General features: G+C 64.2%; 21 protein-coding genes and 3 pseudogenes. 12 read left to right on the plus strand and 12 right to left on the minus strand.

The window, feature by feature from the left end; genetic code table 11:
- Window positions 1-577: 577 nt before the first annotated feature.
- The gene (oadA, locus tag ACYVD0_RS09185) at window positions 578-2,377 is read right to left on the minus strand and encodes a pyruvate/oxaloacetate carboxyltransferase (RefSeq protein WP_460426541.1); all 1,800 of its coding nucleotides are present in this window, start codon (window positions 2,375-2,377) and stop codon (window positions 578-580) included.
- Window positions 2,378-2,428: 51 nt separating this feature from the next.
- Window positions 2,429-3,844 carry an acetyl-CoA carboxylase biotin carboxylase subunit gene (locus ACYVD0_RS09190; protein ID WP_460426542.1) on the minus strand — a complete coding sequence of 472 codons (1,416 nt, stop codon included), beginning with the start codon at window positions 3,842-3,844 and terminating at the stop codon, window positions 2,429-2,431.
- 208 nt (window positions 3,845-4,052) lie between these two features.
- On the opposite strand from ACYVD0_RS09190, the gene ACYVD0_RS09195 reads away from it, so the two are divergent.
- Complete coding sequence (locus ACYVD0_RS09195) at window positions 4,053-5,015, plus strand: LysR family transcriptional regulator (RefSeq protein WP_460426543.1); 963 nt, start codon at window positions 4,053-4,055, stop codon at window positions 5,013-5,015.
- On the opposite strand, the gene ACYVD0_RS09200 is transcribed toward ACYVD0_RS09195, so the two are convergent.
- Both ACYVD0_RS09200 and hexR read right to left on the minus strand, forming a co-directional pair.
- Window positions 4,957-5,181 carry a PA3496 family putative envelope integrity protein gene (locus tag ACYVD0_RS09200; protein WP_460426544.1) on the minus strand — a complete coding sequence of 75 codons (225 nt, stop codon included), beginning with the start codon at window positions 5,179-5,181 and terminating at the stop codon, window positions 4,957-4,959. The two genes, ACYVD0_RS09195 and ACYVD0_RS09200, sit on opposite strands and share 59 nt — an antisense overlap.
- Before the next feature lie 104 nt (window positions 5,182-5,285).
- Window positions 5,286-6,152: a MurR/RpiR family transcriptional regulator gene (gene hexR / locus ACYVD0_RS09205; protein WP_460426545.1), complete on the minus strand. Its 867-nt coding sequence runs from the start codon at window positions 6,150-6,152 to the stop codon at window positions 5,286-5,288.
- A gap of 120 nt (window positions 6,153-6,272) precedes the next feature.
- On the opposite strand from hexR, the gene zwf reads away from it, so the two are divergent.
- Window positions 6,273-7,697: a glucose-6-phosphate dehydrogenase gene (zwf, locus tag ACYVD0_RS09210; RefSeq protein ID WP_460426561.1), complete on the plus strand. Its 1,425-nt coding sequence runs from the start codon at window positions 6,273-6,275 to the stop codon at window positions 7,695-7,697.
- 15 nt (window positions 7,698-7,712) lie between these two features.
- Here zwf and yihA read toward each other — a convergent pair whose 3' ends face one another.
- The gene (gene yihA / locus ACYVD0_RS09215) at window positions 7,713-8,363 is read right to left on the minus strand and encodes a GTP-binding protein (protein WP_460426546.1); all 651 of its coding nucleotides are present in this window, start codon (window positions 8,361-8,363) and stop codon (window positions 7,713-7,715) included.
- A gap of 379 nt (window positions 8,364-8,742) precedes the next feature.
- On the opposite strand from yihA, the gene ACYVD0_RS09220 reads away from it, so the two are divergent.
- From ACYVD0_RS09220 to ACYVD0_RS09240, 5 genes are all read left to right on the plus strand, one after another.
- On the plus strand, window positions 8,743-9,375 hold the full coding sequence (locus tag ACYVD0_RS09220) for a c-type cytochrome (protein ID WP_460426547.1): 633 nt from the start codon (window positions 8,743-8,745) through the stop codon (window positions 9,373-9,375).
- A gap of 154 nt (window positions 9,376-9,529) precedes the next feature.
- On the plus strand, window positions 9,530-10,171 hold the full coding sequence (locus ACYVD0_RS09225) for a thiol:disulfide interchange protein DsbA/DsbL (RefSeq protein WP_460426548.1): 642 nt from the start codon (window positions 9,530-9,532) through the stop codon (window positions 10,169-10,171).
- An 18-nt stretch (window positions 10,172-10,189) separates the two neighbouring features.
- A complete protein-coding gene (locus tag ACYVD0_RS09230) occupies window positions 10,190-11,050 on the plus strand; it encodes an endonuclease/exonuclease/phosphatase family protein (RefSeq protein ID WP_460426549.1) in 861 nt (286 codons plus the stop codon).
- 125 nt (window positions 11,051-11,175) lie between these two features.
- The gene (locus ACYVD0_RS09235) at window positions 11,176-11,952 is read left to right on the plus strand and encodes an N-acetylmuramoyl-L-alanine amidase (protein WP_460426550.1); all 777 of its coding nucleotides are present in this window, start codon (window positions 11,176-11,178) and stop codon (window positions 11,950-11,952) included.
- A gap of 50 nt (window positions 11,953-12,002) precedes the next feature.
- On the plus strand, window positions 12,003-13,715 hold the full coding sequence (locus ACYVD0_RS09240; RefSeq protein WP_460426551.1) for an EAL domain-containing protein: 1,713 nt from the start codon (window positions 12,003-12,005) through the stop codon (window positions 13,713-13,715).
- Here ACYVD0_RS09240 and ACYVD0_RS09245 read toward each other — a convergent pair.
- Together ACYVD0_RS09245 and ACYVD0_RS09250 are read right to left on the minus strand one after the other, a co-directional pair.
- Window positions 13,687-13,770: pseudogene (locus tag ACYVD0_RS09245) on the minus strand (hypothetical protein); the annotation flags it as partial. The gene ACYVD0_RS09240 and the pseudogene ACYVD0_RS09245 overlap by 29 nt on opposite strands.
- A gap of 30 nt (window positions 13,771-13,800) precedes the next feature.
- Window positions 13,801-14,355 carry a Tll0287-like domain-containing protein gene (locus ACYVD0_RS09250; protein WP_460426552.1) on the minus strand — a complete coding sequence of 185 codons (555 nt, stop codon included), beginning with the start codon at window positions 14,353-14,355 and terminating at the stop codon, window positions 13,801-13,803.
- 156 nt (window positions 14,356-14,511) lie between these two features.
- Between ACYVD0_RS09250 and ACYVD0_RS09255 the strand changes: the two genes are divergently transcribed.
- The 5 genes and pseudogenes from ACYVD0_RS09255 to ACYVD0_RS09275 all read left to right on the plus strand — a co-directional run bounded on the left by ACYVD0_RS09255 (window position 14,512) and on the right by ACYVD0_RS09275 (window position 17,603).
- Window positions 14,512-14,946 carry a YeeE/YedE family protein gene (locus ACYVD0_RS09255; protein WP_460426553.1) on the plus strand — a complete coding sequence of 145 codons (435 nt, stop codon included), beginning with the start codon at window positions 14,512-14,514 and terminating at the stop codon, window positions 14,944-14,946.
- A 2-nt stretch (window positions 14,947-14,948) separates the two neighbouring features.
- Window positions 14,949-15,368 carry a DUF6691 family protein gene (locus ACYVD0_RS09260; RefSeq protein ID WP_460426554.1) on the plus strand — a complete coding sequence of 140 codons (420 nt, stop codon included), beginning with the start codon at window positions 14,949-14,951 and terminating at the stop codon, window positions 15,366-15,368.
- Between the two features lie 16 nt (window positions 15,369-15,384).
- Window positions 15,385-15,576, plus strand: coding sequence for a YgaP family membrane protein (locus tag ACYVD0_RS09265; protein ID WP_460426555.1), 192 nt, complete (start codon window positions 15,385-15,387; stop codon window positions 15,574-15,576).
- 113 nt (window positions 15,577-15,689) lie between these two features.
- A complete protein-coding gene (locus tag ACYVD0_RS09270) occupies window positions 15,690-16,553 on the plus strand; it encodes an MBL fold metallo-hydrolase (protein WP_460426556.1) in 864 nt (287 codons plus the stop codon).
- A 214-nt stretch (window positions 16,554-16,767) separates the two neighbouring features.
- Window positions 16,768-17,603, plus strand: a pseudogene (locus ACYVD0_RS09275) (cytochrome-c peroxidase).
- Window positions 17,604-17,912: 309 nt separating this feature from the next.
- Here ACYVD0_RS09275 and ACYVD0_RS09280 read toward each other — a convergent pair.
- The 5 genes and pseudogenes from ACYVD0_RS09280 to ACYVD0_RS09300 all read right to left on the minus strand — a co-directional run.
- The gene (locus ACYVD0_RS09280) at window positions 17,913-18,443 is read right to left on the minus strand and encodes an acyloxyacyl hydrolase (protein ID WP_460426557.1); all 531 of its coding nucleotides are present in this window, start codon (window positions 18,441-18,443) and stop codon (window positions 17,913-17,915) included.
- Between the two features lie 768 nt (window positions 18,444-19,211).
- Window positions 19,212-19,517 (minus strand): I78 family peptidase inhibitor, encoded by a 306-nt coding sequence (locus ACYVD0_RS09285; protein WP_460426558.1) that lies wholly within the window; start codon window positions 19,515-19,517, stop codon window positions 19,212-19,214.
- A 107-nt stretch (window positions 19,518-19,624) separates the two neighbouring features.
- The gene (locus tag ACYVD0_RS09290) at window positions 19,625-22,759 is read right to left on the minus strand and encodes an efflux RND transporter permease subunit (RefSeq protein ID WP_460426559.1); all 3,135 of its coding nucleotides are present in this window, start codon (window positions 22,757-22,759) and stop codon (window positions 19,625-19,627) included.
- Window positions 22,760-22,786: 27 nt separating this feature from the next.
- Window positions 22,787-23,923, minus strand: a complete 1,137-nt coding sequence (locus ACYVD0_RS09295; RefSeq protein ID WP_460426560.1) for an efflux RND transporter periplasmic adaptor subunit — start codon at window positions 23,921-23,923, stop codon at window positions 22,787-22,789.
- A 277-nt stretch (window positions 23,924-24,200) separates the two neighbouring features.
- A pseudogene (locus tag ACYVD0_RS09300) lies at window positions 24,201-24,497 on the minus strand (IS701 family transposase); the annotation flags it as partial.
- Between the last annotated feature and the right edge of the window lie 163 nt (window positions 24,498-24,660).

Here is a 24,660-nt window from a genome sequence, read left to right on the forward strand (position 1 = left end):
GCAGCCGCCGTGAAGCCATCGACACCACGCTCATCGCCCCCGGAGTTCCGCCCCGGCTCTGCTGTCATGGCTGCGCTTACTCCACGCACTTGTGTCTCATCGGCCTGCATCGAGTATCTGCCGTCCCAATCGCGGTCACTCATGTTCGGCCCTTCGGTCGGGACGCACCGACTATCGCCTCTGCTGACTTCTGTACGACCATCCTCATGCCTCGCGACGTCAGTAGCACAATGGCAGCCATACAGATCTCCCCGGGTATGACGCACCCACCTTCACGCTTATGCCTGTCGGATATACGCCGCATCGCTCTGTGCAAGTAGCGGGCTTTGGCCTTTTTTTGCTGCCTTACCCCGATGCGTCGCCTCGTATCCGCTTCCTGTTCGTCAGGCCAGCGCTTTGCCTCGGGCTTCCTTCAGATTCGCAGTCACCCGCGACACCCTTGCCTCTGGCTAACACTTCCCCTTGCCGGGTGTGTAGAGGACTTTCACCTCCGAGTGAGTGCGCCCTACCGGGCGCACAAAAAAAAGGGAGCCTCTCGACTCCCCAAACCGCCTTTCAAACTTTCAGAAACTGGAACTCAGCCGTCGATCTCCACCAGCAGTTCGCCGGGGTTGACGCGGTCGCCCTTGGCGACGTGGATGGCCTTGACCGTGCCGCCGATCGGCGCCTGCACTTCGGTCTCCATCTTCATGGCCTCGGTGATCAGCACCGGCTGGCCAGCCTTGACCTCGTCGCCCTCCTTGACCAGGACGTCGACGATGTTGCCCGGCATGCTGGTGCTGACGTCGCCCGGCGCGCCGGCCTGCTTGCGCTTGCCGGAGCCGCCAGCGATGAACTCGTTGAGTGGCTCGAACACCACCTCTTCGGGCATGCCGTCGATGGACAGGTAGAAATGGCGCTTGCCCTCGCCCTTGAGGCCGACGCCGGTGATGTCCACCCGGTAGGTTTCGCCGTGGACGTCGATGAGGAACTCAGTAGGCACGCCTTCGCTGGCCGGACCGGCGCCTGCGGTCGGAATCGGCAGCAGTGCCTCGGGCACCAGGGTGCCGGCCTTGCGCTCCTCGAGGAACTTGCGGCCGATGTCGGGGAACATGGCGTAGGTCAGCACGTCCTCCTCGCTCTGCGCCAGCTCGCCGATTTCCACGTTCAGCTTGGCCATTTCCGGCTTGAGCAGGTCGGCCGGGCGTACGTCGATCACCTCTTCGTTGCCGATCGCCTGGAAGCGCAGGCGCTCGTCGACCACGCCCGGCGCCTTGCCGTAGCGGCCCTGCAAGTAGAGCTTGACCTCGTTGGTGATGGTCTTGTAGCGCTCGCCGGCGAGCACGTTGAACACCGCCTGGGTGCCGACGATCTGCGAGGTGGGGGTGACCAGCGGCGGAAAGCCGAGGTCGGCGCGCACCTTGGGAATCTCCGCGAACACCTCATTGATGCGATGCAGGGCACCCTGCTCCTTCAACTGGTTGGCCAGGTTGGACATCATGCCGCCCGGCACCTGGTTGACCTGCACGCGGGTGTCCACCGCGGTGAACTCGCTTTCGAACTGGTGGTAGCGCTTGCGCACGCCGTAGAAGTACAGGCCGATCTCCTGCAAAAGCTCCAGGTCCAGGCCGGTGTCGTACTGGCTGCCACGCAGGGCGGCGACCATCGACTCGGTGCCGGGGTGGCTGGTGCCCCAGGCGAAGCTGGAGATGGCAGTGTCGATGTGGTCGGCGCCGGCCTCGATGGCCTTGAGCTGGCACATGGCGCCCAGGCCGGCGGTGTCGTGGGAGTGGATGAATACCGGCAGTTCGATCTCGGCCTTCAGCGCAGCGACCAGCTCGGCGGTGGCGTAGGGGGTCAGGAGGCCCGCCATGTCCTTGATGGCCAGGGAGTCCACGCCCATCGCCTGCATGGTCTTGCCCTGCTCGACGAAGGCGGCGACGGTGTGCACCGGGCTGGTGGTGTAGCAGATGGTGCCCTGGGCGTGCTTGCCGGCGGCCTTGACCGCGGCGATGGCCACCTGCAGGTTGCGCACGTCATTCATTGCGTCGAACACGCGGAACACGTCGATGCCGTTGACCGCGGCCTTGGCGACGAAGGCTTTGACCACGTCGTCGCTGTAGTGGCGGTAGCCGAGCAGGTTCTGTCCGCGCAGGAGCATCTGCAGGCGGGTGTTCGGCAGCGCGGCCCTGAGCTGGCGCAGGCGCTCCCAGGGATCTTCCTTGAGGAAGCGGATGCAGGAATCGAAGGTGGCGCCGCCCCAGACTTCCAGCGACCAGTAGCCGACCTTGTCCAGCTTGTCGCAGATCGGCAGCATGTCCTCGAGGCGCATGCGGGTGGCGATCAGCGACTGGTGAGCGTCACGCAGGATAGTGTCGGTGACCGTGATCTTCTTCATTCGTCAGTTCCTCTTGAGCCTGCAGCCAGAGCGCAGCCGGGCTGGTGTTCGTCAGAGCCCGGCATGGGCAGCGATGGCGGCGGCGATGGCGATGGCCAGTTCGCCAGGCCTGCGCTTGATCGAGTAGTTGAGCAGTTCCGGGTGTTCGTCGACAAAGCTGGTGTTGAACTGCCCACTGCGAAAATCCGGACTGCTGAGAATCTGCTGGTAGTAGGGCGCGGTGGTTCTCACCCCCTGCACGCGCATGTCGTCCAGCGCCCTCAGGCCGCGGGCCAGTGCCTCTTCCCAGGTCAGCGCCCAGACGATCAGTTTCAGGCACATCGAGTCGTAGTACGGCGGGATGGTGTAGCCGGTGTAGATCGCGGTGTCGGTACGCACGCCGGGGCCGCCGGGGGCGTAGTAGCGGGTGATCTTGCCGAAGCTGGGCAGGAAGTTGTTCTTCGGGTCCTCGGCGTTGATGCGGAACTGCAGGGCATAGCCGCGGTGCTGGATGTCCTTCTGCTCGATCGACAGCGGCAGGCCCGAGGCGATGCGGATCTGTTCGCGGACGATGTCGATGCCGGTGATTTCCTCGGTGATGGTGTGCTCCACCTGGACCCGGGTGTTCATCTCCATGAAGTACACCTCGCCCTCGGCGAGCAGGAACTCCACGGTGCCGGCGTTCTCGTAGCCCACCGCCTTGGCCGCGCGCACCGCCAGGTCGCCGATGTAGGCGCGCTGTTCGGGGGTCAGCTGGGGACTCGGGGCGATCTCGATCAGCTTCTGGTTGCGGCGCTGGATCGAGCAGTCGCGCTCGAACAGGTGCACGGTGTTGCCGAAGGAGTCGGCGAGGATCTGCGCCTCGATGTGCTTCGGGTTGACGATGCACTTCTCGAGGAAGACTTCCGCGCTGCCGAAGGCCTTGGTGGCCTCGGAGATCACCCGCGGGTAGGCGTGCTCCAGCTCGGAGACACTGTTGCAGCGGCGGATGCCACGGCCACCGCCGCCGGAAGTGGCCTTGAGCATTACCGGGTAGCCGATCCGCTCGGCCTCGCGCAGGGCCTCGGCGAGGTCGGCGACGTTTCCTTCTGTGCCGGGGGTGCAGGGTACGCCGGCGGCAATCATGCTGCGCCGCGCCTCGGTCTTGTCGCCCATGCGGCGGATCACGTCCGCGCTCGGGCCGATGAACTTGACCCCGCGCTGGGCGCAGATTTCCGCCAGCTCGGCGTTCTCCGAGAGGAAGCCGTAGCCTGGATGCAGGGCGTCGCAGCCAGTCTCCACCGCCAGGTTGACCAGCTTGCGCGGATTCAGGTAGCCGGCCAGCGGATCCTCGCCGATAAAGTACGCCTCGTCGGCACGCTTGACGTGCAGGGCATGGCGGTCGGCTTCGGAATAGATGGCCACCGAGCGGATGCCCATCTCGGCGCAGGCACGCACGATGCGGACGGCGATTTCGCCACGGTTGGCAATTAGGATTTTTCTTATCACGGAGGTCTCCCTCGGCTGAGCTGGCCGACCCAGACGGTCAGTCGGCAGGTGCAATAACCCTAGCGCCAAGAGATGGATTAAGAAAAATGAATATTTGTTAGGTTAAGCATAAACTACAACTTATAATAGCACGAAAAATCTCGCACTCCGCCCCTGCTTTATCCTGACGGAAGCTGCGCCGTACCCCATTACCATTGCCGAGGCCCCCATGCGCAAATCCCTGATGCGCCTGACCCTGCGCCAGCTGCGGGTGTTCCGTGCGGTGTGCGAAAGCCGCTCCTACAGCCGCGCCGCCGAGGAGATGGCGCTGACCCAGCCAGCGGTCAGCCTGCAGATTCGCCAGCTGGAGGAGCTGGTCGGCCAGCCGCTGTTCGAGTACGTGGCCAAGAAGCTTTACCTGACGCCGGCCGCCGAGGCGCTGCTGAAGACCAGCGAGGACATCTTCGGCCGCCTGGAGAGCCTCGACATGCAGCTCTCGGACCTGCAGGGCTCGCTGCAGGGCCAGCTCAACCTGGCCGTGGAATCCAGCGCCAAGTACCTGGTGCCGCACCTGTTCGCCGCCTTCCGCGCGCAACACCCAGAGGTCAGCCTGCAGCTGGTGGTGGTCAATCATGCCCAGGCGGTGCGCCGGCTGTCGGTGAGTCGCGACGATCTGCTGATCATGTCGCAGGTTCCGAGCGCGCCGGCACTGAATTTCTTTCCCTTTCTCAACAATCCGATTGTCGCCGTGGCGCCGCCGGGGCACCCGCTGTGCGCGCGGCAGAGCCTGCGCCTGCAGGACCTGACGGGCTTTCCACTGCTGCTGCGCGAGCCCGGCTCCGGCACCCGCCGCGCCGGCGAGGAATACTGCCACCAGAAGCGTGCGCACTTCGCCGAGACACTGGAGATCGGCTCGACCGAAGCGCAGATTCAAGCGGTGATCGCCGGCCTCGGCCTGGCCCTGCTGCCGCGCCATGCGGCGAGCCTGGAGCTGGCCACCGGCCAGCTGCGCGAGCTGCCGGTGGAGGAGCTGCCGCTATACCACAGCTGGTGCCTGGTACATGCCGAGGGCAAGCGTCTGAGCCCAGTGGCACGGACGTTCGAGGCATTCATCCGCGCGGAGCGTGCGAAGATCAGCGCGCTGGCCGAGCGTTTTGCCGGAAAACTGGCGGAGATACCGGCCGCAAGCTGATCGCCAGCAAGTCCGGATAGTCGTCCAGCTCATGCTGCAGCCGGCGCTGCTCGTCGTAGCGTTCGATAGCCCGGCGAAAGTGCATGCGCCGCTCGTCCAGCCGCTTGCGGCGGGCTTTCGTGTCGAGGGGAGAGGGGTAGTAGGCGTCTTCCGTGTGGCGAGGCATGAGGGTCTCCCGACAGGGGGTTGGAGCCCTCAGGATTGCCGGCGGCCGGTGACGCTTTCACGGCGGGCGGATGACACTCTCGTGACCCGTGACCGTCGGCTGCGTCAGTCCTCCACCGTCCGCACCGACTTGGGCGACAGGCGCAGGCTGCGCAGGCTGCGCTTGACGCTCTTCAGGTGGTTGACCAGATCCGGCCCGCGAGCCATGGCTACGCCCATGGCGAGCACATCGATCACCACCAGATGGGCGATGCGCGAGGTCAGCGGGGTGTAGACCTCGGTGTCTTCATGCACGTCGATCGCCACGTTGATGTTGGCCAGGTCGGCCAGCGGCGTCTGTCCGGGGCACAGGGTGATCAAGGTCGCACCGGTTTCGCGGACCAGGTTGGAGGTGATCAGCAGGTCCTTGGAGCGTCCCGACTGGGAGATGCAGATCGCCACGTCGCCGGGCTTGAGGGTCACCGCCGACATGGCCTGCATGTGCGGATCGGAATAGGCTGCGGCAGTGAGCAGCAGGCGAAAGAACTTGTGCTGGGCATCGACGGCCACCGCGCCGGAGGCGCCGAAGCCGTAGAAATCGATGCGCGGGGCCAGAGCGATGGCGTCGATGGCGCGCTGCAGCACTTCGGGGTCGAGCCGCTCGCGCACCTCCATCAAGGTATGCAGGGTGGTGTCGAAGATCTTCAGGCTGAAATCGACGACCGAATCGTCCTCGTGGATGGCGAACTGGCCGAAGCTGGCGCCGGCGGCCAGGCTCTGCGCCAGCTTCAGCTTCAGGTCCTGGAAGCCGGTGCAGCCGATGGCCCTACAGAAACGCACGATGGTGGGTTCGCTGACCCCGACCTCCTGGGCCAGGCCGGCCATCGAACTGTGCATCGCCGCTGCTGGATCGAGCAGCACATGATCGGCCACCTTGAGCTCCGACTTGCGCAACAGGGCGCGCGACTGGGCAATATGCTGCAAGAGATTCACTAGGACTGAACTCGGTTATGATCGGGAATCGGGTTGTAGCGCGCCTGTAGTTATACTACATGACAGGCCTTCAGCCCATAGCCAAACGCGCTGGAGGCTGTTGTGACCCACCCGTGCGACATGCTGGTTTTCGGCGGCACCGGCGACCTGGCGCTGCACAAGCTGCTGCCGGCTCTCTACCATCTGCACCGCGACCGGCGCCTGCCGGCCGACATGCGCATCCTCGCCCTGGCACGCAAGCCGCTAAGCCGCGACGCCTATCGCAACCTGGCCGAACGCCATTGCCGGACCCATGTGGCACGGACGAACTTCGACACCACAACCTGGCAGGACTTCGCCGCGCGGATCGACTATTTCGCCATGGATGCCAGCCAGAGTGCCGGCTACGGCCGCCTGGCCCGGCATCTCGGCAATACCTGCCAGCGCGGGCGCATCTACTACCTCGCCACCGCCCCCAGCCTGTTCGAGGACATCGCTGCGGGCCTGGCCAACGCTGGCCTGGCCGGGAGCGACACGCGCATCGTACTGGAAAAGCCCATCGGCCACTCGCAGGAGTCGGCGCGGGCGATCAACCAGTCCATCGGCCAGGTGTTCCAAGAGTCCCAGGTCTTCCGCATCGACCACTACCTGGGCAAGGAAACCGTGCAGAACCTGATGGCGCTGCGCTTCGCCAACGCCCTGTTCGAACCGGTCTGGCGTGCCGGACACATCGATCACGTGCAGATCAGCGCCTGCGAAACCCTCGGCGTGGGAAACCGCGGCAGCTACTACGACCATGCGGGGGCGATGCGCGACATGCTGCAGAACCATCTGTTGCAACTCCTCTGCCTGGTCGCCATGGAAGCGCCGGTGCGCTTCGATGCCGAAGCGGTGCGCAACGAGAAGGTGAAGATTCTCGAGGCTCTGAAACCCATTGCCGGTTTCGACGTGAAGGATCGCACAGTACGCGGCCAGTACGCCGCCGGGAAGATCGGCGGGCAGGAGGTTCCGGCATATTACTTCGAGAAAAATGTCGACAATGACAGCGATACCGAGACCTTCGTCGCGGTTCATGCAGAGGTCGATAACTGGCGCTGGGCCGGCGTGCCCTTCTACCTGCGCACCGGCAAGCGCTTGGCGAAGAAGAGCTCGGAAATTGTCATCCAATTCAAGCCGGTGCCGCACCGGCTGTTCCAGGCCGGCCAGGCCAACCGCCTGCTGATCCGCCTGCAACCGGAGGAATCGATCAGCCTGCAGCTGATGGCCAAGAGCCCCGGCAAGGGCATGCACCTGGAGCCGGTGAAGCTGGATCTCAACCTGGCCCAAGCCTTCCGCCAGAAGCGCCGCTGGGACGCCTACGAGCGCCTGCTTCTGGACGTGGTCGAGGGTGATTCCACCTTGTTCATGCGCCGCGACGAAGTGGAGGCCGCCTGGCGCTGGGTCGACCCGATCATCGGCGGCTGGCATGCCTACTACCAGAGGCCGCGCCCCTACCCCGCCGGCTCCTGGGGGCCGGAGCAGGCCCACAGCCTGCTCGAACAGCAAGGCCACGCCTGGCATGAATGAGCTGGACCGCCGAACTCAGGCCCCGGCGCCCGCCTCGCCTTCCGCCTCGTCGACCAGTCCCAGCCAGTGCGCCAGCACGCCGTGGGCCTCCTCGATCCCCTGGCGCTTGGGCGCCGAGAACAGCTGTACGCTCACGCCTTCGCCCCAACCCTGCTGGATATCTCGCCGAACCTTTAGCAGAGCGTTCTTCGCCGCACCGAAGGCCAGCTTGTCGGCCTTGGTCAGCAGGATGTGCATGGGCATCCCGCTGACGCCGGCCCAGTCGAGCATCATCCGGTCAAAGTCGGTCAGCGGGTGACGGATATCCATCAGCAGAACCACCCCGGCCAGACTGCGGCGGCTACCCAGGTAGGCCTCCAGGTGGTGCTGCCAGTGCTGCTTGAGGGGGATCGGCACCTTGGCATAGCCGTAGCCGGGCAGGTCGACCAGACGACGCTCGTCGTCGAGACGGAAGAAGTTCAGCAACTGGGTGCGCCCCGGGGTCTTCGAGGTGCGCGCGAGATTGGCGTGGGTCAGGGTGTTCAGCGCACTGGACTTGCCGGCATTGGAGCGCCCGGCAAAGGCGACCTCGAGGCCGTCATCGTCGGGACACTGATCGACCCGGGCTGCGCTGAGCATGAAGGCAGCCTGCTGGCACAGGCCGAGAATGGGATTCTTGAAGGACATCGGGGGAGTTCCGCTGGGCTGGCGCGCGCAGGCTGCGGCGCCATGTCGTTTCCGTTTCGAAGTCATCAGTATATAATGCCGCGGATTTTGTGTGCGCTTTGCCCCTGTCCCAGGGTAAGTGTTCACGGGAACGGTTTAAGACTGGCCGTACGTTGACCGCACGGTGCTTGTTCCCTGCGGAAGGCCGGCTCCAGGAGCCTGGTGCCCGCCGCGGTGTCGTGATGCTGCCCTTGACTGCCAGCTGCCAAGTCTACTCTGGCCCTGCGGGCGCGCATGGACGACGCATGGACAGCGACGCCGAAGCCGCCGGGAATTCCCCTGAAGCCGGGCACGTCGGTCTACAACAACACTTTTCTTGAGCCGTGATTTGGATTAGCTGATGAACAAAGCATTCGTGACTCTGCTGTTAACCCTGGGGATCACCGGCCTTGCCCATGCCGAGGGCGACGCCGCCGCCGGCCAGGGCAAGGCGACCATATGCGTCGCCTGCCACGGTCCGGACGGCAACAGCCCGGCACCGAACTTCCCGAAACTGGCCGGCCAGGGCGAGCGCTATCTGCTCAAGCAGATGCAGGACATCAAGACCGGCTCGAGGCCGGGCGCTCCTGAGGGCACTGGCCGCAAGGTGCTGGAGATGACCGCCATGCTTGACAACTTCAGCGACCAGGACCTGGCCGACATCAGTGCCTATTTCGCCGCGCAGAAGATGAGCATCGGCACCGCCGATCCCAAAGTGGTCGATGCCGGCGAGGCACTCTACCGCGGCGGCAAGCTGGCCGACGGCATGCCGGCCTGCACCGGCTGCCATTCGCCGAACGGTGAAGGCAACGCTCCGGCCGCCTACCCGAGACTGAGTGGCCAGCACGCCCAGTACGTGGCCAAGCAGCTCACCGACTTCCGCGAAGGCGTGCGCATCAATGATGGCGACAGCATGATCATGCGCTCCATCGCCGCCAAACTGAGCAACAAGGACATCGCCGCCATCTCCAGCTACATCCAGGGCCTGCACTGAAACACGGCTCACTGGCGATGAAAAAGGGCGGCAGATAGCCGCCCTTTTTCATTGGCCCTCCCCTTACAATAGGCCAATCCGCTTTGCCCCCCTCCGGGTCGAAGACCAGCTCGTACCGAGAGCCCTCACCAGCAAATGCAAGGAGTCGTAACGCATGCGTAAACTGATTCTCGGCGCCGTTCTCGCCAGTGCAAGCCTGTTCCTGACCGTCCAGGCGGAATCGATCGCGCCTGCCGATATCAAGGCCGGCAAACAGTATGTCGAGCTGCCCACCCCGGTGCCGGTGGCGCAGCCGGGCAAGATCGAGGTCGTGGAGCTATTCTGGTACGGTTGTCCGCATTGTTACCAGTTTGAGCCGAGCATCAACGCCTGGGCCAGCAAGCTGCCGGAGGACGTGAGCTTCCGGCGCGTCCCGGCCCTGTTCGGCGGCCTGTGGAACGCCCATGGCCAGCTGTTCCTGACCCTGGAGTCGATGAGCGTCGAGCCCAAGGTCCACGCCTCGATCTTCGAGGCCATCCATAAGGACGGCAAGAAACTGGCGAAACCCGAGGAAATGGCTGAATTTCTCGCCGCTCAGGGCGTGGACAAGGACGCCTTCCTCAAGGCCTACAGCTCCTTCAACGTGAAGAGCCAGATGGAGAAGGCGAAGAAGCTGGCGATCGCCTACCAAATCTCCGGCGTCCCGGTGATGGTCGTCAACGGCAAGTACCGCTTCGATCTCGGCAGCGCCGGCGGCCCGGAGAATACTCTGCAGGTGGCCGACTACCTGATCGACCAGGAGCGCACCGCCCAGTGACGGATGGCAGGAGGAGCCATGCTGCGCCGACGCACGGTTGAACGTCAGGCCGCCGCGCGGCAGCCGCGGACCAACCCGCACTGCCGCGAAGCGAACGGGCTGCCTGGCGACGGTCTGCTGCGCCTGCTGAGCTTCAACATTCAGGTCGGCATCCGCACCGAGAGTTACCAGCATTATCTGACCCGCAGCTGGCAGCATCTGCTGCCGCATGCCGGGCGCGCGGTGAACCTGCAGCGAATCGGCGACCTACTCGCCGATTTCGACCTGGTGGCCCTGCAGGAAGTCGATGGCGGCAGCCTGCGTTCCGACTATGTCAACCAAGTGGAGCACCTCGCCCAGCTCGGCAACTTCCCCTACTGGTACCAGCAGCTCAACCGCAACCTCGGCCCGCTGGCCCAGCACAGCAACGGCCTGCTCAGCCGCCTGCGGCCCACCGAGCTGGAAGATCACCCCCTGCCCGGCCCGCCGGGACGCGGTGCGATACTCCTGCGCCTAGGAGCGGGACGCGATGCCCTAGCTGTGGTGATGATGCACCTGGCCCTCGGCGCGCGAACCCGTACCCGCCAGCTCGCCTACATCCGCGAGCTGGTCGGCGACTATCGCCACCTGGTGCTGATGGGAGACATGAACACCCACGCCCGCGAACTGCTGGAGCATTCGCCGTTGCGCGATCTCGGCCTGCTCGCCCCACAAATCGAGGCCACCTTTCCCAGCTGGCGTCCACAGCGCTGCATCGACCACATCCTGCTTAGCCCCAGCCTGGCCCTGGAGCGCGTGCAGGTGCTGCGCCAGCCGATCTCCGACCACCTCCCGGTGGCGGTGGAGGTCCGCCTGCCCGAACACCTCGGGCGCAACACCCTGCCGCAGCCCCGCCCCTGAACGGGAACAGCCTGCCGGCAGAACACATCGACAAACGCAGCGGATCGCCACTCTTTTGCAATACTTCAATGGTGCGTACGGTCTATCCGCCGTACCCCGAACCTTGCTGGACTCTCCCGAACTTCATGAGATCTCTCGCCCTCACCTTGATCCTCGCCCTGCTGGCCGGCTGTGCTGCAGGCCCGCGAATCGACACCCGCTACAACGCCCGCAGCCAGGACAGCCGCGTGCAGTACATCGTCCTGCATTACACCTCGGAGGATCTGCAGGGCTCCCTGCGACAACTCGTCCTGGGCGAAGTCAGCAGCCACTATCTGATCGACGCCAAGCCCGCAACCATCTATCGTTTGGTTAAAGAGGAGCGCCGCGCCTGGCATGCCGGAGACAGCCAGTGGCGCGGGAGGACCTGGCTGAACGCCAGCAGCGTCGGCATCGAGCTGATCAATCCCGGCTACCTGGACACCCCCAACGGGCGTCTCTGGTATCCCTATCCGCCGGAGCAGATCGATGCGCTGATCGTCCTCCTCAAGGACATCGTCAAGCGCCACGGACTGGGACCGGAGGCGGTGGTCGGCCACAGCGACATCGCCCCGCTGCGCAAGGTCGACCCGGGCCCGCTGTTTCCCTGGAAGCGCCTGGCCGAGGCCGGGCTGATCGTCTGGCCGGACGCAAGCCGGGTGGCCGAACTGCAGGCAGGCTATGCCGTCCGCCTGCCGGATGTCGCCTGGTTCCAGGAGCAGTTGATCCGGCATGGCTATGCACTGGAACGACATGGCGTGCTCGACGAAGAAACGCGGCGGGTCATCGCCGCCTTCCAGATGAAATACCGCCCGGCCCGTTTCGACGGCAAGCCGGACGCCGAAACCGCAGCCCTGCTGGCGACCCTGAACGAAACGGGGTAAGGAAGACACGCGGCAGGAGTCAGACCTGAAAGGATGTCGGGAGCACTGACATGCAACACACCCTGGCGCAACTGCGCCGAGCCATCTATCGGCCTTGGCCGATGGCCCTGTTGACGACCTTGGCCGGCGCCCTCCTGTTGGCACTCCTCGGCCCGGGACTGGCGCTTTCCCAAGCGCGGGAAGCGCAGCGCGAAGACCTGGAAAGCCGCGGCGAACGCCTCCTGCTGCGCCTCGAGCAGGTCATCGGGCAGTTGCGCCAGGGACTCGCCACGCTGGAACTGCAGCCCCTGCGCCACTGCGACCCGGCCCTGGTGGAAAGCCTGCTGCAGGTCAGCTTCGACCACCGCTTCATCCACGAGGCGAGCCTCGCCGCCGACGGACAGCGCTGCTCCAGCCGACTGCACCACGCTGCCCTAGAGCCAGCGCGACCGGCGGACTTCCACAGCCAAGGCCTGGACTACTGGCTGACCGTCGCGAACACACCGGACGAGGACCCGGCCACCCTGATAGTCGCCCGCGGTCCCTTCCGGGTTTCCAGCTCCCGCGGCCACCTGCTCGACGCGGTCGACCCGTCGGACGGCCTCGGTGTCTACTTGATTCCCCGCGGCAGCACACAGGCCCTGCCGATCCTCGCTGCGGCCTCGCCACTGCCGATCACGCCCGAGGCGGCAGCCAGTGCCTCGCTGCAGCTGCTCGAAGGGCAGCCGTTCTACTGTCTACAGGGCGACAACCCGGACTACCAACTGGCCCTGCTGGCCCCGCGCGCCACGCTGCTCGAGCGCATCCGCGAATATTGGGAACGCCTGCTGCTGGCCGGCCTGCTGCTGGCCCTGCTGTGTGGCGGCGCGACCTTTTGGCTGGTGCGCCGGCGCCTGTCGCTCGGCGGGGAGCTGCAGGGCGCCCTGCGGCGCCAGGAACTGCGGGTCTACTATCAGCCGATCTTCCACCTCGCCAGCCGCCGCTGCATCGGCGCCGAGGCCCTGATGCGCTGGCAGCGTCCGGACGGCTGCCTGACCAACCCCGAACAGTTCATCCCACTGGCCGAGTCGACCGGGCAGATCCGCGCGATCACCGATTTCCTTCTCAAGGAGGTGCTGGAACAGCTCGGCGACCTGCTGCGCAGCCATCCCGAGCTATACATCTCGGTCAACCTGTCTGCCTGCGACGTCAGCGCGCCGCGGATCGGCCCGCTGACCGAGCGCCTGCTGGCCAGGCACGGGGTCAGGCCCGAGCAGATCGCCTTCGAGGTGACCGAGCGCGGGCTGATCGACCTGCAGGCAGCCAGCCGGAACCTGGCCGAACTGCGCGCCCACGGCCACCGGATACTGATCGACGACTTTGGTACCGGCTATTCCAGCCTGGCCTACCTGCAGACGCTACCGGTGGATGGCCTGAAGATCGCCAAGACGTTCGTCGATGCCCTTGGCGCCGATGCCGCCAGCAGTGGCGTCGCGCCCCACATAGTACGCATGGCCAGGGCACTTCGCCTCAAGGTGATCGCCGAGGGTATCGAGCGCGAGGAACAGGCGCGCCTGCTCGGCAGTGAAGGCGCTGACTATGGCCAAGGCTGGCTGTTCGCCCACCCGCTGAGCGCGCACGCATTCCGCGAGCTGATCGACGGGGATCTGCCCCCCACCCCACCAGCCCCCATCCCGCCTGGGAGGTGGCAGTCGGCCCCTGGCGGGGCGTATGGCACGGCGACATCCGCTCCCGCCTCATGGCCCATTCCGGAGGGGCCGGCACGTGCTCCAAGCGGATGGTAGCCCGACCCTGGCGGGCGTTGATCCGGCCCTCCACCGGCGCCAGACGCGCGAGCATGACCTGCTGCCTCGGTCTCGACCTCGCCGCTCATGGCGCCATCCCGTCGAGGGGGCGACGCAAGGTGAAGGCACCTCGCAGCTCACCCAAGGCGAAGCCCTGCGCCTGGTCCTGCGGGTAGCGCTCGTCCAGGGTGGCGAGCAGGGCCTTGTCGATGTTCTTGCCATGACAGGCCAGGCAGGGCTCGCCGGTGGGGATCGCCTGCAGGTAGCGATACTCGCCATCGATCACTTCGCCATGCTTCAGCCCGGCGACGGGCTGCCCCGCAGCGGCGGCCGCCGCGAAGCGCTCCAGCACCTGGCGCTCCCAGGCATCCGGGCGGTTGGCCGGATTGCGCACCTTAAGCGCGGTACGCCCGACGATCCACGGTTCCCGACTATGCTTTTCGGCGATGGTCGGCGCCAGGCTCTGGCAGGCCTGCACCGCGCTCTGCGGCCCGCCTTCGGCCAGAGCCTGCTTGACGGTGTCCTGCAGCGCCTGGGCGAAGGGCAGTATCAGAGCGCGCGCCTCGGCCTCGAGCGCCTGTTGGTCGGCGAGCGCAAGTCCGCTGGTGAGCAGCAGGGTCAGAGCAACAGGAAAACGCATGGCCACCTCCACACTATGCTGGCAGGGAGTCTTGAGGGATGAAGGACGGATTGGCTCGCCTCCCACAGAACCCATCGATGATGCTTGAAAACAGTTTACAAATAAATATATTGTTAGTCCATCTACAGTCGAGCGACCCCGCGGAGGGATGGCGAGATGTACATCGACTGGGCGAACTTCACGCCCTGGACGGCACTGGCCGGGGGCGCGCTGATCGGCTTCGCGGCCAGCCTGTTCGTGGTACTGAACGGGCGCATCGCCGGTATCAGCGGCCTGCTCGGCAGCCTGCTGCAGCGCAGCGACGACAGACGCGACGAGAAGGCGCTATTTCTTCTCGGCCTGCTGGCAGCGCCGCTGCTCTGGGGACTGTTCGGCGCACTGCCGGAGATCGAATTCCAGACCGGCTGGCTCGGTCTGGCGCTTGCCGGGCTGCTGGTTGGTCTCGGTACCCGCTATGGCTCCGGCTGCACCAGTGGGCATGGCGTATGCGGGATCTCCCGCCTGTCGCCGCGCTCCATGGCCGCCACCCTGGCCTTCATGGCCAGCGGATTCACCACGGTATTTGTCCTGCGTCACCTGTGGGGGGGCTGAACATGCGCAGACTGAGCGCACTGCTCGCGGGGCTGATCTTCGGCATGGGTCTGCTGCTGGCGGGCATGACCAATCCGGCCAAGGTACTCGGCTTCCTCGACCTGGGCGGCGCCTGGGATCCCTCGCTGGCGCTGGTGATGGCTGGCGCCATTGGCATCGCCTTGCTGCCCTTCGCTTGGGCCAGGCGCCAGCAGCGCTCGCTGCTGAATGCGCCCATGCAGCTGCCGCAGGAGCGCGAGCTGGACCGCCGGCTGATCGGCGGCAGCCTGCTGTTCGGCATCGGCTGGGGCATTGCCGGCCTCTGTCCGGGCCCAGCCCTCACCCTGCTGCTCAGCGGTTACTGGCAGGTCCTGCTCTTCGTACTCGCCATGCTCGGCGGGATGTGGCTGTTCACCGCGCTGGAACGCCGGCGCGTCCATTGACTGACTGGAGGTCAAGATGAAAACCAACGTTGGAACCCTCGACCGCGCTCTGCGCATCGCCGTCGGCCTGATCCTGATCGGCCTGAGCCTGGCCAACGTGATCGGCCCTTGGGGCTGGATCGGCCTGCTCCCGCTGGCGACCGGCCTCTTCCGCACTTGCCCGGCCTACACTCTGCTGGGAGTCAATACCTGCAAGACCGGGAAGTGAGGCCCGCTGCGGACGCTCCCTCCGCAAGCACCGCTTGCAACAGGACCTGGCACCGGGCTCTCGTCTAACTTGATACTCCCATGGGGATGGATTCCCTTGCTGAAGGACAGCCCATGAACGCCCGTGTAGAAGCCTTCTTCGACCCCACCACCTGCACCTACAGCTATGTAGTGAGCGATCCGGTCACCCGTCAGTGCGCCCTGATCGATGCCGTGCTGGACTACGAACCCGCCTCCGGACACATCGACCATGCCTCTGCCGACCGCCTGATCGCCCATGTTCGCACCCAGGAGCTGGAGGTGCGGTGGATTCTGGAAACCCATATCCACGCCGACCACCTGAGCGCTTCCGCCTACCTCAAGCGGCAGCTCGGCGGCAGGCTGGGCATCGGTGAGCGCATCACCCAGGTCCAGGAAACCTTCGGCGAGCTGTTCAACACCGGCGACGAGTTCGCCCGCGACGGCAGCCAGTTCGACCACCTGTTCGGAGAAGGCGAAAACTTCCAGATCGGCAGCATCCAGGCCCGCGTCCTCCATACCCCCGGACATACCCCGGCCTGCATAACCTACCTGATTGGCGACGCCGCCTTCGTCGGTGACACCCTGCTCATGCCCGACTATGGCACCGCCCGCTGCGACTTCCCGGGCGGAGACGCGCGCACCCTGTACCGCTCGATCCAGCGGCTCTACCGGTTGCCGGACGAAACCCGAGTGTTCATGTGCCACGACTACAAGGCGCCGGGACGCACAGAGTTCCTCCACGAAACCAGCATGGGCGAGGAGCGCCGGCATAATGTCCACACACACCAGGGCATCGACGAGGAAGTGTTCGTCGCCATCCGCAATGCACGGGACGCGAACCTCGCCATGCCGGCCCTGATCCTTCCCGCGGTACAGGTCAACATGCGCGCTGGCGAGCTGCCGCCGGCCGAAGACAACGGCATCCGCTACCTGAGGATCCCGCTGAACGCGCTCTGAGCCACGCCTGCCAGCAGGAGCACCTGCTACCCAGCACATACCGGGCAGCGGGATCACTGCGGCTGCTACCCGAAGCATGCCAGAATGGCCGTGCTGAGGCCTTCGGTAGCGCTTTGCGAGCAACGCGGGAAAGGACATTCGAGTCCACGCCTGTCTTTGCCCCGAAGCCCCCGCCTCCCTGGAAACTTGCAAAACCGTCAAGGACTACATCGTGATGCACAAGCTTTCGCTACTGGCCGCCGGAATCTTCCTGAGCGTCAACACCCTGGCCGCGCAGCAGACCAATGAGCCCATCCAGCCGATACAACCGGCCAGGATCGACAACCCAGCCAAGGTCGAGCTGGGCAAACAGCTGTTCTTCGATCCGCGCCTGTCCAAGTCCGGCTTCATCTCCTGCAACTCCTGTCACAACCTGAGCATGGGCGGCAGCGACAACCTGCCCTCCTCGATCGGCCACGCTGGCAGCAGGGACCAATCAACTCGCCGACTGTCCTCAACGCCAGCTTCAACGTGAAGCAGTTCTGGGACGGCCGCGCCGCCGACCTCAAGGAACAGGCCGCCGGGCTGATCGCCAATCCTCAAGAGATGGCCTTCAGTCATATTCTGGCGGTGGATGTGCTGAGCTCGATTCCGCAGTACCGCAAGTCCTTCAAGGCGATTTACCAGTCGAACAAGATCACCCTGGATGCGGTGACCGACGCCATCGCCGAATTCGAGAAAACCCTGGTCACTCCCAACTCCCGCTTCGACCGATGGCTGCAGGGCGACGAGACGGCGCTGAGCAAGACCGAACTGGAAGGCTACCAGCTGTTCAAGTCGGTGGGCTGCGTGGCCTGCCACAACGGCCCGGCCGTCGGCGGCGGCTCGTTCCAGAAGATGGGCCTGGTGACCACCTACCAAACCAGCAATCCCGCCCAAGGGGTAGCCGGCCTGACCGGCAAGGAGACGGACCGCTTCCTGTTCAAGGTGCCGACCTTGCGCAACGTCGAGCTGACCTATCCCTACTTTCACGATGGCGCCTACTGGAAACTGGAAGAGCCGTCGACGTGATGGCCCGCGTCCAGCTCGGCCACCAGTTGAAGACGGACGAGATCGACAGGATCACCGCCTACCTGAAAACCCTCACCGGCGAACAGCCGCGCTTGGAAAGCGCCCATTCTGCCGCCTTCCACGGCGCAGACCGCGAAGCCGACGCCCTTCAATTGAAGGAGGCCCGTGGCGACGAAGCCGTCGCCCCAGCCAACGCACGGATCTGCATCCTCGAACGGAGATGGCTGATACTGGAAGGCTGGGCGGCCAGGAGCTGGCCGCCGATCCCGAGCGCCGCGAGACCGCGGAACCCGGGGCGCCACGGACGGATCAGAAGGCGTGGCTGTAGTAGGCCGAGAAGGACTCGATGCCGTCGTTTGGCTGCTTGATGCCGGCGTTGGAGTAGTGGATCGCCCGGACACCGACCTTCTGGCCGCCCGCGAACTTGATGCCGGCGCCGATGCGGTCCTCGAAGTTGAAGGAGGAGCCGAGCTGCTGCTCGCCCACTCGGGTCTTCGAGAAGAAGGCGACACCGACGCCGAGCTCGACGAACGGGGTAACGCCGAAACCGCTGAACTCGTAGGTGAACACGGGGCTGAACGACAGCGAGTGTGCACCCGAGTAGTTGTCGTTGCCGGAGCCACCTTCCCAGTAGGTATAGCCGGCATCCCAGTAACCCGTCACATGGCCCAGGTCACTCTTCCACCATTGCTTGTCCCAGGGCAGGCCCAGGCTGAGGCGATAGGTCATATCGCTCTGACTGGTGACACCAACCGCAGCGCCCACCTCGACAGCTTGTGCCGCCCCCGCCGATCCCAGAAGCAGAACGGCTACTGCGGGCAATGACAGATACTTTCGCATTGAACATCCTCGATTTTGTTAGCAATTACGATTATGCAGAACTCCTGGGCATTCCGGAGCAGCCTGGCCGAACGGAAGCCTGCCCGCCAGGCGACGGGCAGAACGAGTCTCGCAGAAAAGGCACGCGAGCATTGGGTGCGAAGACCACACGCAATGCGGCGGCGGGAGTTTCGCATGACAATGGCCCGAGCTTAAATATTTATTCTACTTAATCGAACCCTATGGCGTGGCTAAAGTCTTTTTGTACTTTTCGTATTTATCTGGAGACAGGCTGCTCCGCCCCAGCATGCCTTGGACGAATTCCTTGATTTCAGCATCCGAATAAGGCCGATGGGCAATCTGAGGCGGCGATCCACAGCCGCTCAGTACACACGAAACGAAGGCAAGCGCCATCCATAACGGAACGACCACCGGTGTCATAGGATTAACCCGTAAATGAGTGGTTGGATTTCCGCACCCGGCTGTTACGCCACAGCTCCATCCTGTCCAGGCTGATTGGAATGGAGCCGGGATTTCTGCGCTGACGCGTCGAAGTCCGGGAGTATGAAAAGCTCAGGGGATTCTAGAAGCCGTCCGAAAGACAAAAAACCAGGGATTCCAAAAAGTATCGTTACTAAATTTGCAACAATGTATTGATGATTTCCTTACAATCCTTGGGGCTCATGTAAGAAATGTCTGCTTTGCGCCATTGTGTTGGCAACCATGATTGATACCGCCCCGCCAGCTGGAATCGGGCACGGGGCGGACGATCACGGAACGGAGTCCATTTCAGCCGCAATGGATCTGCCTGATCACCAGGCGCTCGTCGATATCCATATTCAGGCGCTTGGAATTGTAGTCCAGCGTTACGCTGTCATGGGGACCGATGACGCGCGCCGTCTGCGCCCCGGCACGTTGACGAGCCTCCTCGAGCAGGGCGGGACTGGCGGTCTGACCGATCAGGCCTTGCACCACGCTGGCGTCGCATCCCTGAACACTGGCTGTCGGCACAGGTTCAGACTTGTCGGCGGAACTGCAGCCGGCCAGCAGCAGGGCCGCGAAAAGGAGGCTGGAGATGGCGTGTCTTGAAATCATGACTATTCCTGAAACAATGCAAACACCGACAACCATATCACTGTTGACGCCGTTTCCCGGTTGCCCGCGACGAATTTCGCTTGCCACCTTCCGGAGCGGCGGGTGCCTCACGATGCATCTTCGCCGCTGTCGAGTGCGCTATTCCAGTCCTTGAACCAGGAGGACACCAGCACATAGAACAGCGGTACCCAGAAGATCGCCAGCACGGTGGCGGTGAGCATGCCGCCGATCACCCCGGTACCGATGGCGTGTTGGCTGCCAGCGCCGGCGCCGCTGGAGATTGCCAGCGGCACGACGCCAAGGATGAATGCCAGGGAGGTCATGAGGATCGGCCGCAGGCGCATGCGACAAGCCTCGACTGCCGCATCGAACAGGTTCATGCCCTGCTCGTGCAGATCCTTGGCGAATTCGACGATGAGGATCGCGTTCTTCGCCGAAAGACCAATGGTAGTGAGCAGGCCCACCTGGAAGTAGACGTCGTTGGACAGTCCGCGCAGGCTGGTGAACCAGAGCGCGCCGATGATTCCCAACGGCACCACCAGCATCACCGAGAAGGGGATCGACCAGCTCTCGTAGAGGGCGGCCAGGCAGAGGAACACCACCAGCAGTGACAGCGCGTAAAGAGCCGGCGCCTGGGATCCAGAGAGACGCTCCTCGTAAGACAGTCCGGTCCAAGCGTAGCCGACGCCCGGTGGCAGCTCCCCAGCGATCCGCTCCACCTCGGCCATAGCATCGCCGGAGCTGTAGCCGGGCGCTGGCTCGCCGAGAATCTCCATCGCCGAAACGCCGTTATAGCGGGCCAGTTTCGGCGGACCATAGGTCCACTCGCCGGAGGCGAAGGCGCTGAACGGCACCATCGCGCCATCCGCGTTGCGCACGTACCACTTGCCGAGATCCTCCGGGCTCATCCGCGCCTCGGCCTTGCCCTGCAGATAGACCTTCTTCACCCGGCCCCGATCGATGAAGTCGTTGACGTAGCTGGCGCCCCAGGCGATGGAAACGCTGCTGTTGATGTCCGCCAGAGACAGCCCGTAGGCCCGGGCTTGCTCATCGTCGATCAGCAGGCGGTACTGCGGCTCATCGCGCAGGCCGTTGGCACGTACCCGGCTGAGCAGCGGGCTCTCCGCAGCGCGGGCGAGAAACTGGTCGCGGGCCACGCCTAGCGCCTCGTGGCCGACGCCGGCGCGGTCCTGCAGGAAGACGTTGAAACCGGTGGCGTTGCCCAGCTCCATCACCGCCGGCGGGGCGAAGGCGAAAGCCAGGGCGTCGCGGAAAGTGGCGAAGCGCTGCTGGGCGCGCCGGGCGAGGGCGAACACACCATCCTCCTCGCCAGTTCGCTCGGCCCAAGGCTTCAGTGCGATGAAGGCCAGGGCCGAGCTCTGCCCGCGACCGGCGAAGTTGAAGCCTGTGACGGTGAAGACCGAATTGACCAGATGGCCTTCCTCGGTCAACAAGTAGTCGCGCATCTCGTCCACCACCTGCTGGGTACGCTCGGCGCTGGATCCGGAGGGCGTCTGCACCTGGGCATAGAGCACGCCCTGGTCCTCGTCGGGGAGGAAGGCGGTCGGTATGCGGGTAAACAGCCAGGCCATGAGGGCGACGATCGCCGAGTAGATCAGCAGATAGGGCAGCTTGTGCCTGAGCACGACCCTGACACCCCGCTCATAGCCTCGCACGCTGCGCTCGAAGGCGCGATTGAACCAGCCGAAGAAGCCCCGCTTCTCATGAGGCTCGCCCTTGGCGGCGGGTTTGAGCAGGGTCGCGCAGAGGGCCGGGGTGAAGATCAGCGCAACCAGTACCGACAGGGCCATGGCGGAGACAATGGTGATGGAGAACTGCCGGTAGATCACCCCGGTCGAGCCGCCAAAGAAAGCCATGGGCACGAATACCGCGGACAGTACCAGGGCGATGCCGACCAGTGCGCCCTGGATCTGTCCCATCGACTTGCGCGTGGCCTCTCGTGGCGACAGGCCATCTTCGATCATGACCCGCTCGACGTTTTCCACCACCACGATGGCGTCGTCGACCAGCAGACCGATGGCCAGCACCATGGCGAACATGGTCAGGGTATTGATGGTGAAGCCGAATGCGGCGAGCACGCCGAAGGTGCCGAGCAGCACCACGGGGACTGCCAGGGTCGGAATCAGCGTGGCACGGAAGTTCTGCAGGAACAGGAACATCACCAGGAAGACCAGCACGATCGCCTCGCCGAGGGTTTTCACCACCCCTTCGATGGACGCGGAAATCACCGGCGTGGTGTCGTAAGGGTAGACGACCTTCATCCCCGGCGGAAAGAAGGGCTCTAGCTCGGCGAGGGTACCCCGCACCGCCTGGGCCGTTTCCAGCGCGTTGGCGCCGATGGCGAGCTTGACCGCCATTCCCGCGGCCGGCCGGCCGTTGTAGGTCGAGGTGATGCTGTAGCTCTCGCCGCCCAGTGCCACTTCGGCGACATCGCCAAGGCGCACCTGCGAGCCGTCGCCGTTGACCTTGAGCAGGATGTCGCGGAACTGCTCAGCGGTCTGCAGGCGGGTCTTGCCAATGATAGTGGCGCTGAGCTGCTGGCCGGGCATGGCCGGGAGACCGCCGAACTGCCCGGAGGAGACTTGGACGTTCTGCGCCTCGACTGCATTGCGCACATCCACCGGGGTCAGCTGGAAGTTATTCAGCCGGGCCGGATCCAGCCATATGCGCATGGCGTATTGCGAACCGAAGACTTGGAAGTCGCCCACCCCACTGGCCCGGGAAATCGGGTCCTGGACATTCGACACAATGTAGTTGGCTAGATCGTTCCGGTCCATGCTGCCGTCTGCGGAGACGAAGCCGATGATCAACAGGAAGTTCCTCACCGACTTGGTCACCCGGATGCCCTGCTGCTGCACCTCCTGCGGCAGCAGCGGCGTGGCCAGCTGCAACTTGTTCTGTACCTGCACCTGGGCAATGTCCGGGTCGGTGCCGGGCTCGAAGGTGGCGGTGATGGTCATGCTGCCATCGGAGTTGCTGTCCGAGGTGATATAGCGCAGGTTGTCGATGCCGTTGAGCTGCTGTTCGATCACCTGCACCACGCTATCCTGGACGGTCTGCGCCGAAGCGCCCGGATAGATCACGGAAATGCCTACCGCCGGCGGGGCGATGCTCGGATACTGGTTGATCGGCAGACCGAGGATAGACAAGCCGCCGGCTAGCATGATCACCAGGGCGATCACCCAGGCGAAGATGGGGCGGTCGATAAAGAATCTGGACATTGCATGCTATTCCCTTGCGCAGCCCTTCTAACCTGGAGGCAATGTGGGCGCCTTAGTGTTTTGCCCGACATTGCCCGCCGGCACTACCTTGACCTCAATGCCCGGCCGAATGAACTGCAGGCCTTCGGTGATCAGCCTGTCGCCGGGGATGAGTCCCTCGCTCACCAGCCAGCGGTTGCCGACAGTGCGCTCTGCCTTAAGCATCCGCAGCTCAACCTTGTTCTCCGCATTGACCACCATGGCCATGGCCTCGCCCTTGGTATTGCGCGTCACGCCCTGCTGGGGTGCGAGAATTGCCTCGCTCTTCAGCCCACCGAACAGGCGGGCATGGACAAACATGCCGGGCAACAGTTCTCGCTCGGGATTGGGAAATACGGCGCGCAGGGTCACCGAGCCCGTGCCTTGGTCGACCGAAACCTCGGAGAACTCCAGCCTACCCTCATGGGCATATTCGCTACCGTCCTCCAGCGTCAGGACCACCCTGGCCGCGCGCTCCCCCATCCTCTCCAGACGACCATTGGCCAGATCGCGGCGCAGGGCAAGCAGTTCGCGCGCCGGCTGGATGACATCGACATAGATGGGATCGAGCTGATAGATGGTCGCCATTACCTGACTCTGGGCATTGCTCACCAGCGCCCCTTCGGTCACGGCAGAGCGACCGATGCGCCCGGCAATGGGTGCCAATACCTTGGTGTAGCACAAGTCGATTCGGGCCTTTTCCAGGCTGGCTTCAGCCTGCAGACTGGCTGCCCGCGCCTCGTCATAAGCCTGCTGGCTCACCGCCCGGCTCTTGACCAGTACGGCATAGCGGCCCGCCAGCGACTTGCTCGAGGCCAGGTTGGCCTCGGCCTCCTTGAGTGTCGCCTCATACACTGCCGCATCAATCTGGTACAGCTGCTGCCCGGCCTTGACCTCACTGCCTTCACTGAACAAACGCTTCTGGATGATGCCATCGACCTGGGGGCGCACCTCTGCGATTCGATAGGCAGCAGTACGTCCCGGCAGCTCATGGGTCAGCACGTACGGCTGCGGCTCAAGGATGATGACACCAACTTGTGGCGTCTGATGCGGAGGCGGTGGCGACTCCTGCTTACAACCGCTCAGAACAAGCACGACCAGAGCAAGGGTAGGAACCACAGCAACAAGGGCTCGCTTCTTTGGCATCTGAAGAGTCTCGTTTGTGGTTATTCTGGCCAGTCTTACTGTGCCACAAGCGTAGATGCCGCATGCACAAGCCACAGCACAGACAGTGGTGAAGTTCAATCAGTGATGGACACTGGGCAGGTGAACAGCGTCGGATCAAGGATAAGACGCGACGTTACACACGCTGGGCTGCCGCGTGGAAGGTGTCCGCGGGAAGCACAGGCGCCTGGTATTCGATGAATTCCCTTGACTATCCTGTTCATCAGTACGCTGCGCGCCCAAGAAACCGTAGGCGGCGATGATGGAATCTTTGCCAGCCACGTCCCTCATGGCCCAACCTGAGATCTTGCTTGAGGTTCTGGTAGTTCCCGCTCGATGCGCCACTGCGTATCCTCCTCCAAGGCGGACAGCCAGTTGTGGGCCCGCTTGGCTTGGTCCGCAGCTCATTCGACGAGCAGTCATTGCAACAGATGTAACCACTGCCTGGCCGGCATGCTGCAGTACCCTGACGTCAAGTGATGCCCGTCAAGACTTCGGGCGGCAGCGCCAGTGCCAGCTTCTTCACCGACAACGACACCTGCGGCGGGCGGCCCTGCCATGACGTGAATTGATGTGAGAGGAGAGCCTACTTGGGCATCAGCGATCAACCTGATAATGGCTGGCGACTCACACCTGACATCTTGGCGCATCAGTGCCGGACGGAGTGGGATAAGGAGGAGTCCATCCCATTGGTTATGCTGCTATGGAGAGCTTCCGAC

The sequence above is a fragment of the Azotobacter armeniacus genome (genome assembly GCF_054779355.1).

What these genes read in the sequence shown, in the direction of transcription:
- ACYVD0_RS09220 (WP_460426547.1), top strand. Translation starts at nt 8,743, where the DNA reads ATGAACAAAGCATTCGTGACTCTGCTGTTAACCCTGGGGATCACCGGC.
- ACYVD0_RS09250 (WP_460426552.1), bottom strand. Translation starts at nt 14,355, where the DNA reads ATGCGTTTTCCTGTTGCTCTGACCCTGCTGCTCACCAGCGGACTTGCG.
- ACYVD0_RS09195 (WP_460426543.1), top strand. Translation starts at nt 4,053, where the DNA reads ATGCGCAAATCCCTGATGCGCCTGACCCTGCGCCAGCTGCGGGTGTTC.
- ACYVD0_RS09290 (WP_460426559.1), bottom strand. Translation starts at nt 22,759, where the DNA reads ATGTCCAGATTCTTTATCGACCGCCCCATCTTCGCCTGGGTGATCGCC.
- ACYVD0_RS09240 (WP_460426551.1), top strand. Translation starts at nt 12,003, where the DNA reads ATGCAACACACCCTGGCGCAACTGCGCCGAGCCATCTATCGGCCTTGG.
- zwf (WP_460426561.1), top strand. Translation starts at nt 6,273, where the DNA reads ATGCTGGTTTTCGGCGGCACCGGCGACCTGGCGCTGCACAAGCTGCTG.
- yihA (WP_460426546.1), bottom strand. Translation starts at nt 8,363, where the DNA reads ATGTCCTTCAAGAATCCCATTCTCGGCCTGTGCCAGCAGGCTGCCTTC.
- ACYVD0_RS09200 (WP_460426544.1), bottom strand. Translation starts at nt 5,181, where the DNA reads ATGCCTCGCCACACGGAAGACGCCTACTACCCCTCTCCCCTCGACACG.
- ACYVD0_RS09225 (WP_460426548.1), top strand. Translation starts at nt 9,530, where the DNA reads ATGCGTAAACTGATTCTCGGCGCCGTTCTCGCCAGTGCAAGCCTGTTC.
- ACYVD0_RS09295 (WP_460426560.1), bottom strand. Translation starts at nt 23,923, where the DNA reads ATGCCAAAGAAGCGAGCCCTTGTTGCTGTGGTTCCTACCCTTGCTCTG.
- ACYVD0_RS09265 (WP_460426555.1), top strand. Translation starts at nt 15,385, where the DNA reads ATGAAAACCAACGTTGGAACCCTCGACCGCGCTCTGCGCATCGCCGTC.
- ACYVD0_RS09235 (WP_460426550.1), top strand. Translation starts at nt 11,176, where the DNA reads ATGAGATCTCTCGCCCTCACCTTGATCCTCGCCCTGCTGGCCGGCTGT.
- ACYVD0_RS09230 (WP_460426549.1), top strand. Translation starts at nt 10,190, where the DNA reads ATGCTGCGCCGACGCACGGTTGAACGTCAGGCCGCCGCGCGGCAGCCG.
- ACYVD0_RS09280 (WP_460426557.1), bottom strand. Translation starts at nt 18,443, where the DNA reads ATGCGAAAGTATCTGTCATTGCCCGCAGTAGCCGTTCTGCTTCTGGGA.
- ACYVD0_RS09285 (WP_460426558.1), bottom strand. Translation starts at nt 19,517, where the DNA reads ATGATTTCAAGACACGCCATCTCCAGCCTCCTTTTCGCGGCCCTGCTG.
- ACYVD0_RS09270 (WP_460426556.1), top strand. Translation starts at nt 15,690, where the DNA reads ATGAACGCCCGTGTAGAAGCCTTCTTCGACCCCACCACCTGCACCTAC.
- ACYVD0_RS09260 (WP_460426554.1), top strand. Translation starts at nt 14,949, where the DNA reads ATGCGCAGACTGAGCGCACTGCTCGCGGGGCTGATCTTCGGCATGGGT.
- oadA (WP_460426541.1), bottom strand. Translation starts at nt 2,377, where the DNA reads ATGAAGAAGATCACGGTCACCGACACTATCCTGCGTGACGCTCACCAG.
- ACYVD0_RS09255 (WP_460426553.1), top strand. Translation starts at nt 14,512, where the DNA reads ATGTACATCGACTGGGCGAACTTCACGCCCTGGACGGCACTGGCCGGG.